Source organism: Brachybacterium sp. AOP43-C2-M15, assembly GCF_052446295.1.
GTDB lineage: Bacteria > Actinomycetota > Actinomycetes > Actinomycetales > Dermabacteraceae > Brachybacterium.
In genome coordinates this window covers 234,796-250,301 of the sequence record NZ_JBQSWB010000004.1, presented here as the reverse complement: position 1 = coordinate 250,301, position 15,506 = coordinate 234,796, and the positions used below count along the sequence as shown (strand labels likewise).

10 protein-coding genes are annotated in these 15,506 nt (G+C 74.6%); 6 read left to right on the top strand and 4 right to left on the bottom strand.

Translation table 11 applies throughout. The features are described 5' to 3' along the window. Positions 1–142: 142 nt before the first annotated feature. Positions 143–3,349 carry a PD-(D/E)XK nuclease family protein gene (locus ACT3SP_RS06345; protein ID WP_444586414.1) on the top strand — a complete coding sequence of 1,069 codons (3,207 nt, stop codon included), beginning with the start codon at positions 143–145 and terminating at the stop codon, positions 3,347–3,349. After that, positions 3,346–6,696: an ATP-dependent helicase gene (locus ACT3SP_RS06340; protein WP_444586413.1), complete on the top strand. Its 3,351-nt coding sequence runs from the start codon at positions 3,346–3,348 to the stop codon at positions 6,694–6,696. Before ACT3SP_RS06345 ends, ACT3SP_RS06340 begins: the two co-directional genes overlap by 4 nt. Positions 6,697–6,721: 25 nt before the next feature. Here ACT3SP_RS06340 and ACT3SP_RS06335 read toward each other — a convergent pair whose 3' ends face one another. Beyond that, complete coding sequence (locus tag ACT3SP_RS06335) at positions 6,722–7,690, bottom strand: phosphotransferase (RefSeq protein WP_444586412.1); 969 nt, start codon at positions 7,688–7,690, stop codon at positions 6,722–6,724. 48 nt (positions 7,691–7,738) lie between these two features. On the opposite strand from ACT3SP_RS06335, the gene nudC reads away from it, so the two are divergent. The 3 genes from nudC (at position 7,739) to ACT3SP_RS06320 (ending at position 11,563) form a co-directional block, all read left to right on the top strand. Then, positions 7,739–8,656, top strand: coding sequence for an NAD(+) diphosphatase (gene nudC, locus ACT3SP_RS06330; protein WP_444586411.1), 918 nt, complete (start codon positions 7,739–7,741; stop codon positions 8,654–8,656). A gap of 107 nt (positions 8,657–8,763) precedes the next feature. Next, positions 8,764–10,950, top strand: a complete 2,187-nt coding sequence (locus ACT3SP_RS06325) for an ATP-dependent DNA helicase UvrD2 (RefSeq protein WP_444586410.1) — start codon at positions 8,764–8,766, stop codon at positions 10,948–10,950. A 319-nt stretch (positions 10,951–11,269) separates the two neighbouring features. Then, positions 11,270–11,563, top strand: coding sequence for a WhiB family transcriptional regulator (locus tag ACT3SP_RS06320; protein WP_444586409.1), 294 nt, complete (start codon positions 11,270–11,272; stop codon positions 11,561–11,563). 235 nt (positions 11,564–11,798) lie between these two features. On the opposite strand, the gene ACT3SP_RS06315 is transcribed toward ACT3SP_RS06320, so the two are convergent. After that, on the bottom strand, positions 11,799–11,957 hold the full coding sequence (locus tag ACT3SP_RS06315; protein WP_010551122.1) for a DUF5679 domain-containing protein: 159 nt from the start codon (positions 11,955–11,957) through the stop codon (positions 11,799–11,801). A 561-nt stretch (positions 11,958–12,518) separates the two neighbouring features. Here ACT3SP_RS06315 and ACT3SP_RS06310 point away from each other — a divergent pair. Continuing rightward, the gene (locus tag ACT3SP_RS06310) at positions 12,519–13,181 is read left to right on the top strand and encodes a M48 metallopeptidase family protein (RefSeq protein WP_444586408.1); all 663 of its coding nucleotides are present in this window, start codon (positions 12,519–12,521) and stop codon (positions 13,179–13,181) included. Here ACT3SP_RS06310 and ACT3SP_RS06305 read toward each other — a convergent pair. Together ACT3SP_RS06305 and ACT3SP_RS06300 are read right to left on the bottom strand one after the other, a co-directional pair. Next, a complete protein-coding gene (locus ACT3SP_RS06305; RefSeq protein ID WP_444586407.1) occupies positions 13,157–13,786 on the bottom strand; it encodes an NUDIX hydrolase in 630 nt (209 codons plus the stop codon). The two genes, ACT3SP_RS06310 and ACT3SP_RS06305, sit on opposite strands and share 25 nt — an antisense overlap. Positions 13,787–13,795: 9 nt before the next feature. After that, positions 13,796–15,385: a zinc-dependent metalloprotease gene (locus ACT3SP_RS06300; RefSeq protein ID WP_444586406.1), complete on the bottom strand. Its 1,590-nt coding sequence runs from the start codon at positions 15,383–15,385 to the stop codon at positions 13,796–13,798. Positions 15,386–15,506: the final 121 nt, after the last annotated feature.

Sequence of the window (15,506 nt, the reverse complement as noted above, 5' to 3'; positions counted from 1 at the left end):
TTTCGGACAGCGGCGTTCGGACCGCAGCGGAGGAGCGTGCGGCGGACCTCGGTCCGGCTCCTTGTGATCCAGGACACTCTACCGTCGTGGCGTCGCGATGCGGACACGGACGGATGTCTCCCGCGTGAGGTGGAATGGGGGCATGCGACGGACGGGCACGATCACGGGCGAGGGCATCCGACTGCTCGGACCCGACCTCGCGTCGCTGCCCGCCGTCCTCGCCGCGGAGACGCTCGACGAGGCGCAGTGCCGTGCCCTGGACCGCTTCCTCGGCGGCGGCGACGTGATCGTCCACGGCGGTCCCGGCGGGGGGCGCACCGCGCTCGCCCTCGTCGCCGCGGAACGGTCCGCGGTCCCGGACACCGCTGACCGCTCCGGTGCGGGCGGCGCGCTGCTGATGGCGCCGCGGCGCGTCGCCGCCGGTCGGCTGCGTGACGCCCTCGCGGTCCACGGCACGGGGGAGGCCCGGGCGATGACCCCGCCCGCCCTCGCGCACGCGATCGTGCGCGCCGACGCGCTGCGCCGAGGACTGGGGGAGCCGACCCTGGTCACCGGTGCCGAGCAGGACGGACTGCTCGCGGAGCTGATCGCGCAGCGCAGCGCCTGGCACCTGGAGGTCGACCCGGGCGCCCGCACCCTGCCCGGCTTCCGCACCGAGCTGCGCGACCTGATCACCCGCGCCACGGACCTGGGGCTCTCCCCGGCGGACCTCGAGCGGCTCGGCCGCGAGCGGGGGCGACCGGCATGGCGGGACGCGGCCGCGCTGCTGCGCGACTACCTCGGCGTGCTCGATCTCGAGGCCTCCGCGGCGCTGGACGCCGGGCCCCGCCTCGACTCGGGTGCCGTGGTGCGCCGTGCGGTGCGCCTGCTCGCCGACCCCGTGACCCCGCCGCCCTTCCGCGCCGTCGTGGTCGACGACGCCCAGGACCTCACCGCCGCCGGGATCGACCTCGTCGCGGCGCTGGCCTCCGCCGGCGCGAAGGTCATGGTCCTCAGCTGCCCCGACGCCGCGGTGGACACCTTCCGCGGGGCGCTCCCCGACGCCGCGGACAGGCTCCGCGAGCTGCTGCCGCGCCCCGTCGAGGAGATCCTCCTGCCGGGGGTGCACGACCGCTCCGACGGGCTCACCGCCGCGGTCGACGCCCTGCGCGGCAGGCTCCCCCTGGCCGGCGCCCCGCCTGCCGCGCGGCGTCCGCGCGCCCAGCAGCCCGGCGCTGTGGTCGCGCTGCGCGCCGAGGACCCGCTGGACGAGGCCCGTCTGATCGGCTCCGCCCTGCGCGACCTCCACCACCGCGAGCACGTCGACTACGACGGGATGGCGGTGGTCTGCCGCTCCGGGGCCGCGGTCGGCGACGTCGCCGACCTCCTCTCCCGCACCGGACTGCCGGTGCGGATCCCGCGCCGCCCCCAGCCGCTGCGGGAGGTCCCGGCCGTCGCGGACCTGATGACGATCCTGGAGATCGGACTGGCGCCCGTCGGCTCCCCGCTCGAGGCGCGGCTGGCCTCCGAGCTGCTGCGCGGCCCCTTCGGCGACGCCGATGCGCTCCGGCTGCGCCGCATCCGGCGCCTGCTGCTGGCCGCGCACCGCGAGGCGGAGCCGGACAGCACCGTCCCGAGCGAACAGCTGCTCGCGCGCGCCCTGGTCGACCAGGACGTGCCCGGTCTGCCCGCACCGGAGGTCCGCGACCGCGCCGCCGCCCCCGTCCACCGCGTGCGGGCCATGATCCGTGCCGTGCGGGAGCATCGCGAGCAGGACGCCCAGCAAGTGCTCTGGCACGCCTGGGACGCCTCGGGCCTGGCGGAGGGCTGGCGCCGGGCGGCACTCGGCGACACGGGGGACGTCGACGGCGCCCGCTCCCGCCTGGCGGCCTCGCGCCTGGACGCGCTCCTCGAGCTCTTCGCCGCCGCGGAGCGCCTCACCGACAGGCGCCCCGGCGCCGGCGCCCCCGAGCTGGTCGAGCAGGTCCGCGGGCAGGCCGTGGTCGAGGACACCCTGGCCCCGGCCGCCTCCGCCCGCGGTCGCATCGCCGTGCTCGCCCCCGCTCAGCTGGCCGGCGAACAGCGGGACACCGTGGTGCTCGCCCGCCTCCAGGAAGGGGCCTGGCCGGATCTTCGGCTCCGCTCGACCCTGTTCGGCGCCGCCGAGCTGTCGCTCCTGGCGGGCGCCCGCCGCGGTGCGGAGCTGCCCCGGGAGGCGGAGGCGCTGCGCGCGCTCCAGCGCGCTCAGGTCATCGCCGACGAGCTGCGCCTGGCCGTCGGCGCACTCTCCCGAGCCCGGACGCGGGTGCTGGTCACCGCCGTCCAGGACGAGCAGAACGAGCCCTCCGCACTGTTCGACGCCCTCTCGGCGACGGCCGCCGACCCCTGGATCGACGCCGAGACCCTGCGTCGCGATCCCGGACCGGCTCCCGACGCGCGCCGCCTGGTCGCCGCTGTGCGGCGTCGGGTGCGGGAGGAGGACCCGCAGCGCTCCCGGGACGCCGCCCTCGCCCTGGACGCGCTGCGGCGCGCGGGCGCGCCGGGGACCGACCCCGAGCGCTGGTACCACCAGGCGCCCAGCTCGACCGAGCCGCTGCACGCGGAGGGCACCACGATACAGCTGTCCCCCTCGGCCCTCGAACGGGCGGTGGACTGCCCGCAGTCCTGGCTGATGGAGCGGGCCGGAGGGACCCGCGCCGGCGGTCCCGCCCAGCTCATCGGCACCGCGCTGCACCACCTCGCCCAGGTCCATCCCCGCGGCCCCGTCGGCGGGGAGGAGGACCTGCTCACCGAGCTCCACGGCCTCCTGCGCACCGTGCCGGGCACGGAGACCTGGTCGGGCAGGCGCCGGGTGCGCCGCGCCGAGGACGCGGCCCGCCTGCTCGCCGAGCACCTGCGCGGCGCGGGGGAGCCCCTGGCCGTGGAGGCACCCTTCGAGGTCGATCTCGGCCGGGTGCGGCTGCGCGGCAGCATCGACCGCATCGAGGGCGACGCGACAGGACTGCGGGTGGTGGACCTGAAGTCCGGTCGTGCGGCGAAGTCCGCCGCGTCGGCGGAGGAGGACCTGCAGCTGGCCGCCTATCAGGCCGCGGTGCGCGAGGGCGCCCTCGCGCAGCAGCTGGGGCCGGACGCCCCGGAGCGGCTCAACGGCGCGCAGCTGGTCTACGTCGGCACCGGCGGGAAGCGGGCCGCGGTGCGCACCCAGACCGCGCTGCCCCGCGCCGAGGACCCGGCCTGGTTCGACGACCTCGTCGAGACGGTCTCCCACGAGGTCTCCGGGCAGCAGGTCACCGCCCGGGTCAACGCCCACTGCACGCACTGCGCGGTGCGCAGCAGCTGCCCCCTGCAGCCCGAAGGAGAGCAGCTGTGAGCACTCCCGCCCCGAGGCACTCCGCGGCCGCCCTCGCCGCGCTGCTGGAGCAGCCTCCGCCCACCGCCGAGCAGACCGCCGTCATCGAGGCGCCGCTGGCCCCGATGCTGGTGGTCGCCGGGGCCGGATCGGGCAAGACCGAGACCATGGCCTCGCGCGTGGTGTGGCTGATCGCCAACGGGATCGTCGAACCGCGCCAGGTGCTGGGCCTGACCTTCACCCGCAAGGCCGCCCACGAGCTCGGGGAGCGGATCTCGGCCCGCCTCGCCGCCCTCGCCGGGGCGCTGCGCGCCGAGGGCCTCGCCCTGCCCCGCGGTCTCGAGCGCGGCGGGGACGACCTGGTGGGACAGCGCCCCGTCGTCCACACCTACAACGGCTTCGCCCTCGACCTGGTGCGCGAGCACGCGCTCGCCGTCGGCATCGATCCCGAGCTGACCATGATGTCGACCTCCGCGTCCTGGCAGCTCGCCCACGAGATCGTCGAGGGATGGGACGACTCCCTGGACCTCGAGGCGTCCCCGGCCACGCTCACCGCCGCCCTGCTCTCCCTGACCTCCTCCCTCGCGGACCACCTGGTGACCCCCGCCGAGCTCGAGTCGCACCTGCGCCAGGTGCGCGATCACCTCGTCGGGATCCCGCTGCAGGTCGAGGGACGGCGCCGCACCACCCCGAAGGAGGTCGCGAAGGTGCTCGGCGCCCTGGAATCCCGTCTCGCGCTGCTGCCGCTGCTCGAGCGCTTCGCGGAGATCCGCACCGACTCCTCCGCCCTGGACTTCGCCGACCAGGTCTCCCTCGCCGCGCGGGTCGCCCGTGAGGTGCCCGCGGCGAGCGCCCTGGCCCGTCGCATGCACCGGGTGGTGCTGCTCGACGAGTTCCAGGACACCTCCGTGGCGCAGCTGCGGATGCTCACGGACCTGTTCGGCCCCGGCCACGCCGCCTGCGCCGTCGGCGACCCGCAGCAGGCCATCTACGGCTGGCGCGGCGCCTCGGCCGCCTCGCTGTCGGGCTTCGCCTCCGCGTTCGCCACCGCGGAGCAGCCCGTCCTGCAGTGCACGCTGTCCACCTCGTGGCGCAACGACGAGGCGGTGCTCGCGGTCGCGAACCGCCTGGCCGCGCCTCTGCGCGGCGCCGATGCGGGCCTGACCATCCCCGAGCTCCGGCCCCGGCCGGGAGCGGGGGAGGGGGCCTGCGAGATCGTCGAGGCGGCCGACGAGCGTACCGAGGCCCGCGCCATCGGCCGCTGGATCCTCGAGCGCCGCGCCGAGGCGGCCGAGGACGCCCCGCCCGCCTCGGCCGCGGTGCTGGTGCGCGCCCGTCGTCAGATCCCTGCTCTCGTCGAGGGTCTCCAGGAGCAGGGACTCCCGGTCGAGGTGGTGGGTCTGGGAGGCCTGCTGCACCGCCCCGAGGTCGCCGACGTGCGGGCGCTGCTCCACTGCGCGCACGATCCCGGCCGCGGCGACGCCCTGATGCGTCTGCTGAGCGGACCGCGGTTCCGTATCGGTGCCAGGGACCTGGCGGTGCTCGGACGCTGGCGCGACCGGATCGGCTCGCGGCTGCGCCGCGACGGCGAGGCGCCCGGAGGGCAGGACGAGGCCGAGTCCGTCTCCCTGGTCGACGCGGTGGACGACCTCCCTCCCGTGGACTGGACGGACCCCTCGGGCCGGTCGCTGACCGTCACCGGGAGGGAGCGGCTGGAGCAGCTCCAGCGGATCCTGCGCGAGCTGCGGCGCCTGCTCCCGCTGCCCTTGCCGGACCTGGTCACGGCGGCGACCCGGCTGCTCGACGTGGACCTCACCCTGCTGGAGACCGAGCCCGGCTCCCGGGCCCTGGCCGACCTCGAGGCCTTCCGCGACCATGCGGCCGCCTTCGACCGCACCGCCCGCCGCGGCGGGCTCGGCGCATATCTCGACCTGCTCGAGATCAGCGAGGACGAGGAGGCCGGCCTCTCCGTCACCGCCGCCCCGGAGACCGCGCACGACCCTGCCGCCGTCACCATCGTGACGATGCACTCCGCCAAGGGCCTGGAATGGGACCTGGTCGCCGTCGCCGGGCTCACCGAGGGCACCGTGCCCTCCTACGACCTCCGCCGTGCGAGGACCGACGAGGCCGGTCGCACCCGGGTCCCCGGCGACGGCTGGCTCGGACGGCTCGCCTCCGCCGCCGTCCCCACCGCCCTGCGCGGCGACGCGGACACCCTGCCGGAGCTGGCCTGGGCGGAGGCCGACACCCAGGTCGACGCCGAGGCGCTGATCGAGGAGTTCCGCTTCGCCCAGGGGGAGGAGTCGCTGCGCGAGGACCGTCGGCTGATGTACGTCGCGGTGACCCGGGCCCGGCGCCGGCTGCTGCTGACCTCCGCCGCCTGGCGGGCCTCGCTCACCACGGCACGTCCCCGATCCCGCTACCTCACCGAGGTCGCGTCCCTGGTGCCCGAGCGGTTCCGCCGGGCCGAGGAGGTGCCCGAGCAGAACCCGCTGGAGAGCGAGCGGCCGCAGGCGTCCTGGCCGCCGGCGCCCGGGGAGCGGGAGCGGGCCCGGGACCGGGCCGCGGCTCTGCTGGCGGAGGTCGCCCCCGCCGCTCCCGCGGCGCACACCGCTCCTACTGCACCTTCAGCTCCCTCTGGGTCCTCTGCGCCCGCCGACGCCGTCCTCGACGAGCTCGAGCGCACCGATCCTGCGCTCGCCGAGCTGGTGCGCCGCGCGATCGCGGACCTCGCCCAGCAGGCCGCCCCGCCCGTCGTCCATTCCCCGCCCCGGCTCTCCGCCTCGCAGGTGGTGCAGCAGGCCCGGGATCCGCGCGCCGCCGCGATCGACCTGCTGCGGCCCCTGCCCCGGCGCCCCTCCGCCGCGGCCGCCCGCGGCACCGCCTTCCACGCCTGGCTCGAGTCCCGGTACGAGGGTGCGGCACTGCTGGACCTCGAGGACCTGCTGGATCTCGAGGACGTCGACGGCGAGGAGGAGCAGGTCGACGACCGCGCGCTGCGCGAGGCCTTTACCTCCTCCGCATGGGCGGAGCGCTCCCCGCTGGTGGTCGAGCACCCCGTCCACACCCGGATCGGGCAGATCGCGGTGCGAGGCGTCATCGACGCGGTGTTCGCAGATCCGGAGGGGACCGACGGGTCCGCGGGCGTGATGATCGTGGACTGGAAGACCGGCCGCGTCCCTCCCGCCGCCCAGCTGCGCGAACGTGCGCTGCAGCTCTCGCTCTACCGCCTGGCCTGGCACGAGCGGACGGGCCTGCCGGTCTCCCGCATCCGCACCGCCTTCCATTTCGTGGCCGACGGCGTCACCCACGAGGTGGAGCGCCATCCCTCGCGCGAGCGGATCGCGCGGATGCTCGCCGGGGAATGACCCGGGAGCGGTCGGGCGCGAGCCCTCAGCGGGGCTCGTCGTCCTCGTGCGAGCTCATCGCGTCGAAGGTGCGCTCGGCCTCCTCGCGGGCGATCTGCGCGAGATCCGCGTCGAGGTCCCCGATCATGCCGCGGGCGTCCGCGATGATCTCCGCGTCGTCGGTCGCCAGGCCGTGGGCGAGCCATTCGGCGACGGCGAACTCGCCGAGGGCCTGCGCCCTCTCCATCAGCCGCGGATGTGCGGAGGTGGGCAGCTCCTCGCGGTAGGCGGCGTAGAGCTGGTCGAACCGCTCCGGATCGAGCGAGGAGATCAGCCAGGCGAGGTCCGAGGCGGCGTCGGCGACCTTCGAGGAGGACCAGTCGCGCACCGCGCTGATCCGGTGGCCGGAGAGGAACAGGCTCTCCTCCGAGAGGTCACCGTGCACGAACTGGGGGGTGAAGTCCCACAGCTCCTCGTCCTCGAGCAGCGCCTGCCAGCGCTGGGCGACGGCGGCCGGGAGGTGCCCGCCCGCGGTGATCTCGGCGATCCTCGCGCGATGCTGCGCGTGCAGCACCTCCGGGGTGAAGGACTCGACCCCGGCGGCCTCCGCGGCGTAGCGCGGCACGGTGTGGATCCGGGCCAGCACCGTTCCCAGCGACTGCGCGAGCTCCGCGCCGGAGGAGAGGTCGTCGAGCATCAGCGGACGTCCCACCGGGGCCTCGGTCACGACGCAGCGACCGCCCTCGGAGAGCTTCACGAAGCCGAGCACGGGCGGGACGACCCCGCTGAGCGGTGTGCCGGTCAGGGCGTCGGCCACTCTGAGGTCGCGCTCGAGGCGCACCCCGGAGGCGGTCGATCCGGGGGAGAGGACCATCACCCGACGGCCGTCCTCCCCGACGATTCCGGCGACGTCGAGATCCTCGGCAGGGGTGGCGATCGGCGTGGTCCGCACCGGGACCAGCCCGGGGACCGCCGCCGCGGCGAGGGCTGCCAGGGAATAGGAGTTGCGATGCACGCCTCCACCGTACCCGGCACGAGGGGCTGGGCCGCGTAGGCTCGAACCATGGCGAAGCTCCGCGGTCCCCACCTCAGCACCCCACTCACCCTCCCCAGCTCCGATCGTGATGCGCTGCTGCGCTCCGACCCGGAGGTGCTCGCTCCCGGCGAGGACGCCCGCTACCTGGTGACCAGGGCCGGTGCGGTCTGCCTGGAGGAGGACGACCAGGGGACCCTCCATGCCGTGCTCGAGACCGAGGACCCCCGCGGCGGCACCCTCCAGCCGCTGGTCCTGCTGGGCCGGCGCGACGGGCACCGGGTGCTGGCCGTCGAGATCCCCGAGCCCAGCGCCGAGCTCGACGCTCCGGGTCGTGATCTGCGCGACCTCCGGCGCGTCGCCGATCAGATCGCCGAGAACGACGCCGACCTGGCCGCCGCCGCCGTCGCGATGGGGTTCTGGCACCGCTCGATGCGCCACTGCCCGCTGTGCGGCGCCGCTCTCGAGGCGGAGATGGCCGGATGGGTGCTGCGCTGCCGCGAGGACGGCGTCGAGCAGTTCCCCCGTACCGACCCCGCCGTGATCATGGCGGTGCGGGACGGCCGCGATCGTCTGCTGCTGGCGCGCAATGCGCACTTCCGAGGACGGTTCCACTCGGTGCTCGCCGGCTTCGTCGAGCCGGGCGAGAGCCTCGAGAACGCCGTGGCCCGGGAGGTCGCCGAGGAGGTCGGCGTCACCGTCGAGGAGGTCGAGTACGTGGGCAGCCAGCCGTGGCCCTTCCCCCGCTCGCTGATGCTCGGCTACCGGGCCTGGGCCCCGGAGGCGTCCGAGCTCACCCTCCAGGACGAGGAGATCGCCGAGGCGCGCTGGTACTCCCGCGAGGAGCTCGCGGCCGCGCTCGCGGCGGAGGAGATCGAGCTCCCGGGCCCCGCCTCGATGGGACGCGCGCTCATCGACGACTGGTACGGACGCTCCGCCCGGGTCTGAGCCGCGAGGCGCAGCCCGGGGCCCGGGCTGCCCGCGGGGTGGTGTGGCGCACGCGCCGTCCACAGCGCCCCGCGGGTCGTCGTACCGCCCTGGCAGGATGATCAGTGATGACCGACCACCCTGCTGCCGCCGACTCCGCTGCCGCCCGCTCCGCCGCCGCCGACCCCGCGCCGCTCGACCGGGCGCCGACCGATCCCGCTCCGACGGACCCCGCGGATCCGGAGTCGCTGCTGGCCGCCCTCGATCCCGAGCAGCGCGAGGTCGCCCGCAGCTTCGGCGCGCCGATCTGCGTGCTCGCAGGTGCCGGCACCGGCAAGACGCGCGCGATCACCCACCGCATCGCCTACGGCGTCTCCACCGGCCAGCTGAACCCCCGTCACGTCCTCGCGGTGACCTTCACCGCCAAGGCCGCCGCCGAGATGCGCTCGCGCCTGCGCGACCTCGGGGTGCCCGCGGTGCAGGCACGCACCTTCCACGCCGCGGCCCTGCGGCAGCTGCGCCACTTCTGGCCGCGCGTGGTGGGCGGTCCGATGCCCGATCTCCTGCCCAACAAGTTCGCCGGCATCGGCGAGGCGTGCCAGCGCCTCCACCTCAGCGTGGACCGGGCCGCTCTGCGGGACATCGTCGCCGAGGTCGAGTGGTCGCGGGTCTCGATGCTCACCCCCGAGTCCTATCCGGACGCCGCGGCACAGACCCGTCGGCCGGGCGTCGCCGGCTTCGACTCCCGCTCCATCTCGCGCATCCTCACCCAGTACGAGGAGGTGAAGAAGGAGCGCGGCGTGATCGACTTCGAGGACGTGCTGCTGCACCTGGTCGGCTTCCTCACCGAGCGCGCCGACGTGGCCCGGGAGGTCCGCAGCCAGTACAAGCACTTCGTGGTCGACGAGTACCAGGACGTCTCCGCGCTCCAGCACTCGCTGCTGCGCCTGTGGCTGGGCACCTCCGACGACCTCTGCGTGGTCGGCGACGCCGCCCAGACCATCTACACCTTCGCCGGCGCCCGCTCCTCCTACCTGCTGGACTTCCGCAAGGAGTTCAAGCGTGCCCGCACCATCCGGCTCGAGCGCAACTACCGCTCCACCCCGGAGATCGTGCGGATGGCCAACACCGTCCTCGACGGCGCGCAGGGCCGCACCCGGGAGACCCGCCTGACCCTGGTCTCCCAGCGGCCCACCGGGCCGCCGCCGATCGTCGAGTCGTTCGCCGACGACCCCGCCGAGGCCGACGGCGTCGCCGATCGCATCGCGGCACTGGTCCAGGAGGGCCGGCCCGCCGCCGAGATCGCGATCCTGTTCCGCACCAACAGCCAGTCCGAGGCCCTCGAGCAGGCGCTGACCTTCCGCGGCATCGGCTACCTGGTGCGCGGCGGGGACCGCTTCTTCGAGCGCCAGGAGGTGCGCCGGGCGATGGTGTCCCTGCGCGCCGCGACGCGGGTCGAGCAGCTCGACCCCGCGCGCGCCGTGCGCGACGTCCTCTCCCAGCAGGGCTGGTCGCCCGCCGCCCCGGAGACGACCGGCGCGGTCCGCGACCGCTGGGACTCCCTCAACGCCCTGGTGGGGCTCACCGACACCGTCACCTCGCGCCCCGGCACCACCATGGCCGACGTGGTCCGCGAGCTCGAGGAGCGGGCGGAGGCGCAGGCCGCTCCCGTGGTCGACGGCGTCACCCTCGCCTCCGTGCACGCCGCCAAGGGTCTGGAGTGGCCGGTCGTCTTCGTGGTCGGCGCGAGCGACGGGCTGCTGCCGATCTCGATGGCCAGGACCCCGGCCGAGATCGAGGAGGAGCGACGGCTGCTCTACGTGGCGCTCACCCGTGCCCGCGACCTGCTCACCGTGAGCTGGGCGGCCGCCCGCACACCCGGGGCGCGCGGCTCTCGGAAGGCCTCCCGCTTCCTCGACGGGGTGCTGGACCACCCCGACGCCCCGACGGCGGGCGCCGGTGCCGGGGCACGCCGCACGGGCCGCCGCTCCGCGACCGTGTACTCGGAATGCCGGGTCTGCGGGCAGGGACTGGTCTCGCCGGCCGAGCAGCGCCGCGGCCGGCACGAGGGCTGCCCCTCGCCGGCAGGGGAGGGGCTGCTCGCCGAGCTGCGCGGCTGGCGCCGGGAGCAGGCGAGCCGCCGCGGCACTCCGGCCTATGCGATCCTCACCGATGCGGCTCTCGAGGCCGTCGCCGAACGGGCTCCGCGCACCGAGCAGGAGCTGCTGGAGGTGCCCGGCATCGGTCCCGCGAAGGTCACGAGCTTCGGCCCCGAGCTGCTGGCGCTTCTCGGCCGAGCCCCGAAGAAGCCGTGAAACTGCAGGTCAAAAAATACTTCTGCAATCAGTGCGGGAGGTGTAGAGTCTTCTCTGTCAATCGTCCACGTCGTGGACCGGGGAACCGGGACGCGCGCACAGGAAAGGGGGTGGCCTCAGTGAACATCATCTGGAATCTCGCAGGAGAAGGCCTGCGCCCCACCGGCGCGCCCTCCCTTCTGCAGCGCGAACGGGGCAATGCCCCCGCGGTGCCCAGCTGAGCTGACGAGGCCTCCCCTCGCTGCCGGCGCGGCACCGCCGCCGCGCCCCCGCCCCTCAGGGGCTCGTCCCTCCCGACGACCTTCGAAGCAGCGAGACGATGACATCTCTACTCACCACCTTCCTGACCCCCGCGGACACCTCCGCGACCACGTTGCCGTGTCACGACACGGAGGCCGCTGATCTCTTCTTCTCCGAGCGTCCCGCCGACCTCGAGCAGGCCAAGACCCTGTGCGCCGGCTGCCCGCTCATCGAGGAGTGCCGACAGGGCGCGCTCGACCGGGCCGAGCCCTGGGGCGTGTGGGGCGGCGCGATCTTCGACGCCGGCCGCATCATCGCCGTCAAGCGCGGCCGCGGCCGGCCCCGGAAGAACCCGGCGCAGGACGCGGCGTGATCCGCCTGATCCGAGCGGCCGCCCCGGACGCCCCGGCGCCCGCGGGCGGCCGCTCGCGCACCCCGTCCCGGACGCACGAAGGGCGAGGCACCGGTCGGTGCCTCGCCCCGTCGTCGCAGCTCGTCGATCAGGCTGTGCGTGCTGCCTGGTCTCCTGCCGCTCGTTCCTCGCAGCTGGTCGATCAGGCTGTGCGTGCTGCCTGGTCTCCTGCCGCTCGTTCCTCGCAGCTCGTCGATCAGGCCTTGCCGAGGATCCGGTTCAGCTTCGTGCCGCACTCCGGGCACACGGCCTTGGCCATGCGACGACCGTTGGAGACGACGACATTGCCCTCAGCCTCTCGCTTCTCGCGGCACTTGACGCAGTAGAACTCTCCGGCATAGGTCTCGTCGGCCATATCCGCTCCTCGTTGTTCGTCGGTGGTGTTCGTCCCCGGACGCACGGCGCTCGCCGCGAGGCCGGGACCGACTCACTGTAACGGCGCGCCGGTGCGCCGCACGAATCAGGAAGCGACGGTGTGGTCGGAACGGTGCCGGGAGGATGGTCCGATCGGGGCGGCCCGTCGCGCGCTTCGGGTTCAGGAGGCTCCGTGAGAAGCCGAGGAAGTGCGCGCGACGAGCCGACATCGGAGGCCCCGAAGGCAGCAGAAGGCCTCGTGAGGGCCGTGGAACCTCGGGGGCGCTCAGCACCACGCGCACCTTCCCCGTGTGCGTCCTGCTAGTTATCCCGAGGTCCCACGTGGAGGGAAACCTAGCCCCTGCGGACCGGGCGGGTCAAAGGACGCTCGGGGATCGACTGTGGACAACTCGCCCGTGGCTGTGGACAGACCGCCGTCGGCGGTGCGGGCACTGTGGAGGAACGGTCGATCCTGCCGGTCACGGCGATCTGACCGGCCCTTCTGCGGTGCACAGGTGTGGATGAACTTTTTTCTCCACGCGACCGTGCGAGGCTGTGATCCATGAACGATCTGGTCCTGCACGAGAACGTCACCGGTCCCCGCGGCGAGCGGGTGCTGGTGCGGCGCAGCGCCCGTCGGCGGCGCACCGTCTCCATCTCCCGCCGTGACGGCGATCTGCTGGTCGCCATCCCCGCCACCTTCAGCGCACGCCAGGAGCGGCAGTGGGTGACGAAGATGGTCGACCAGCTCGCGGGCAAGGAGGCTCGACGGGCGCCGAGGAGACGCAGCGACGAGGACCTGATGCGGATGGCCCGAGAGGTCAGTGAGGCGCACCTCGGCGGCCGCGCGCACCCCACCTCGGTGACATGGTCCACACGGCAGAACACGCGATGGGGGTCCTGCACCTCGGCGGAGGGCACCATCCGGCTCTCCCATCAGCTCCAGGGCATGCCGGACTACGTGATCCGCTCCGTGATGATGCACGAGCTGATCCACCTGCTGGTCCCCGGGCACGGTCCGGAGTTCGCGGCCCTGATGGCGAACTATCCGCAGGCGGAGAAGGCCCAGGGGTTCCTCGACGGGGTCTCCTGGGCGAAGCACCTGCCCGAGGACCAGGACCAGGACCAGGACCAGGAACAGGGCCAGGACCAGGAGCAGGCGCCGATCGAGGACGCGATCGAGGGCGAGGGCTCGACCCCTCAGCGACTCCAGCGCGCGAGATAGGGCTCCAGCGCCTCGAGGGTCCCGGCGAGGTCCGGGACCGTGCCCTCGGGCAGGGCGGAGGAGTCGAGGCCTCCCCCCTCCGTGCGCCGCGGCCACGGCACCCACCGCACCGCGGCGGACTCCTCGCTCACCGTGAGCGGCAGCTCGCCCGCCCCCGCCGGAGCGCGCAGCAGGTACTGCACGTCCCAGTGCTCGCGGCAGGAGCCGAAGGCGGCGTCGAGACCGTGGCGGTGCAGCATCGCGGGACCGTCGCCCACCCGCTCCAGATCCTCCAGGCCGATCTCCTCGGCGATCTCTCGGCGCGCCGCGAGCTCGAGGTCCGTCTCGCCGTCCTCGAGGTGACCGCCGGGCTGCACCCAGAAGCGGCCCTTGCGATGCCACACCAGCGCCACGTGGTCGCCGGGCGCGTCGAGCACGATCGCGCTCGCGGTGAGATGCCGCGGCCCTCCGTCGCGGTGCAGCGCCCGCGGGGTGCGCGCCAGCAGGTCCCGGTACTCGCGGGCGAGCTCGGGTCCCGAGACCGCATCCTCGGCGCGGCGCAGCTGCGCCAGAGCGGTCGCGGTCCCCGGCCCGTCCTCGGCCCCGGAGTCAGCGGCCATCGTCATCGGCAGTCATCAGCGGCCGTCGTCTGCGGAGGGCTCCCCGCCGTCGGTCTCGTCGCGGTCGGTCCCGTCACCGTCGGTCCCGTCACCGTCGGCCCCGCCGCGGCCCTCCGGAGACTGCCCGCGCAGGCCGCCCTGCTCGTCCTCGCGCGGCGCGAGGTCCTGCCCGTCGCCGGAGAGCAGCTTCTCGAGCTCCGCGTCGAAGTCCTCGGGCAGCGAGACGTCCGAGAGCCCATCGACCTCGTCCTCGGAGGCAGCGGGCCGCGGAGCCTGCGGACGGCCCGAGAGGACCTCCGCCGTCGGCAGCAGATCGGGGTGGTCCCACTTCGCCTCACGGCCGGACTCGCCCTCCGTCGCCAGCACGCTCTCCCACCAGGACAGGGCCTCGCGCACGCGGCGGGGCCGCAGCTCGATGCCGATGGTCTTCGAGAGCATCTCCTCGGCGGGCCCGCCGGCGGCACGGCGCCGGCGCAGCACCTCGCGCATGGCCTCGAGCTCCGGCAGCTTGCCGTCCAGCGCGCGGGTGGTGACGTGGTCCACCCACGCCTCGATCAGCGCGAGGGTGGTGGCGAGCTCCTCGAGAGCTCGCTCCTGGGAGGCGCGGCGGGTGAAGACGAACATCTCCTCGGGGCGGCGGGCCTGCATCGCCTCGGGGTCCGACAGGTCCAGCCCGCGGACCATCTCGTCGAGGGCGTCCAGATCCAAGGTGATGCCGCGCGAGTAGTCCTCGATCGCGGAGAACAGCGCCCTGCCCAGCCAGGGCGCGGCGGTGAACAGCGCCGTGTGCGCGATCTCGCGGGCCGCGAGGAAGATCCGCGCCGCTCCGGGGTCCAGCGAGTGCGCGGAGATCAGGTCCTCGACATTGGCGGCGACCAGGGCGGGCTCCCCGTCCCGACCCAGCGGCAGGCCGAGATCGGTGGTGCCGGCCGCCTCGCGGGCCAGGGAGCCGATGGCGTGCCCGAACTGCACGCCGAACATGGTCCCGCCGATGCGCTCCATCATCGCCGCGGGATCGCCGCCGGGGAACGGCATCCCCGCCGCTCCCATGTCTCCCATCTGGCCCAGCTGGGAGGCGATCGCCTCCCCGATCGCGCCGGCCATGTACTTCGCGACCGGCTCGACGATCGGCTTCCAGTGCGGCAGCGTGCGATGCAGCCAGGTCCCCCGGCCGTACACGCCGATCTCCGTGGAGGGCACGTCGATCGCGAGCACCGGGTCCAGCCACAGCCGCGCCACCTGGGCGGCCTGGCGGAGCTCGGCGGCGTCGGACTCCGTGGGGGAGGGATCGCCGGGCGTGCCGGCAGGGTCGGGCATGCCGGGGATGCCGGCCTGCCCGGCCGCGGCACGACGGGCGATGTCCTCCGCCATCTGCCAGTTCACCGGGCTGTCCCCCTGGGCGGCGAACATGCTCTGCATCTGCGCGGCCGCCGCTCGCAGCTGGGCGGGGTCCTGGGGCAGGTGCGCCTGCTGTGCCAGGGCCGACAGGTCCAGCCCGTCCAGGGCGCCGTCGGGGAGGGCGTCCCCGAAGGTCTCCTTCAGGAAGCGCTTCAGCGCCTCTTCGTCCATGTCTCCGGGTCCACCCGGGATCGGGGAATCGCTCATGGCCACCTCCAGCAGTCCGTGTCACCTCCAGCCTACCGATCGCCGCTGAAGGACGGCCGGGCGCGGGCCGTGTCGCCGCACGGGCGCCGGGCGGGGCACCGCGGCCGCGTGGGGCACAATG

Coding starts and splice junctions, on each gene's coding strand:
- ACT3SP_RS06320 (WP_444586409.1), top strand. CDS start 11,270: ATGACATCTCTACTCACCACCTTCCTGACCCCCGCGGACACCTCCGCG.
- ACT3SP_RS06325 (WP_444586410.1), top strand. CDS start 8,764: ATGACCGACCACCCTGCTGCCGCCGACTCCGCTGCCGCCCGCTCCGCC.
- nudC (WP_444586411.1), top strand. CDS start 7,739: ATGGCGAAGCTCCGCGGTCCCCACCTCAGCACCCCACTCACCCTCCCC.
- ACT3SP_RS06305 (WP_444586407.1), bottom strand. CDS start 13,786: ATGACGATGGCCGCTGACTCCGGGGCCGAGGACGGGCCGGGGACCGCG.
- ACT3SP_RS06310 (WP_444586408.1), top strand. CDS start 12,519: ATGAACGATCTGGTCCTGCACGAGAACGTCACCGGTCCCCGCGGCGAG.
- ACT3SP_RS06345 (WP_444586414.1), top strand. CDS start 143: ATGCGACGGACGGGCACGATCACGGGCGAGGGCATCCGACTGCTCGGA.
- ACT3SP_RS06315 (WP_010551122.1), bottom strand. CDS start 11,957: ATGGCCGACGAGACCTATGCCGGAGAGTTCTACTGCGTCAAGTGCCGC.
- ACT3SP_RS06300 (WP_444586406.1), bottom strand. CDS start 15,385: ATGAGCGATTCCCCGATCCCGGGTGGACCCGGAGACATGGACGAAGAG.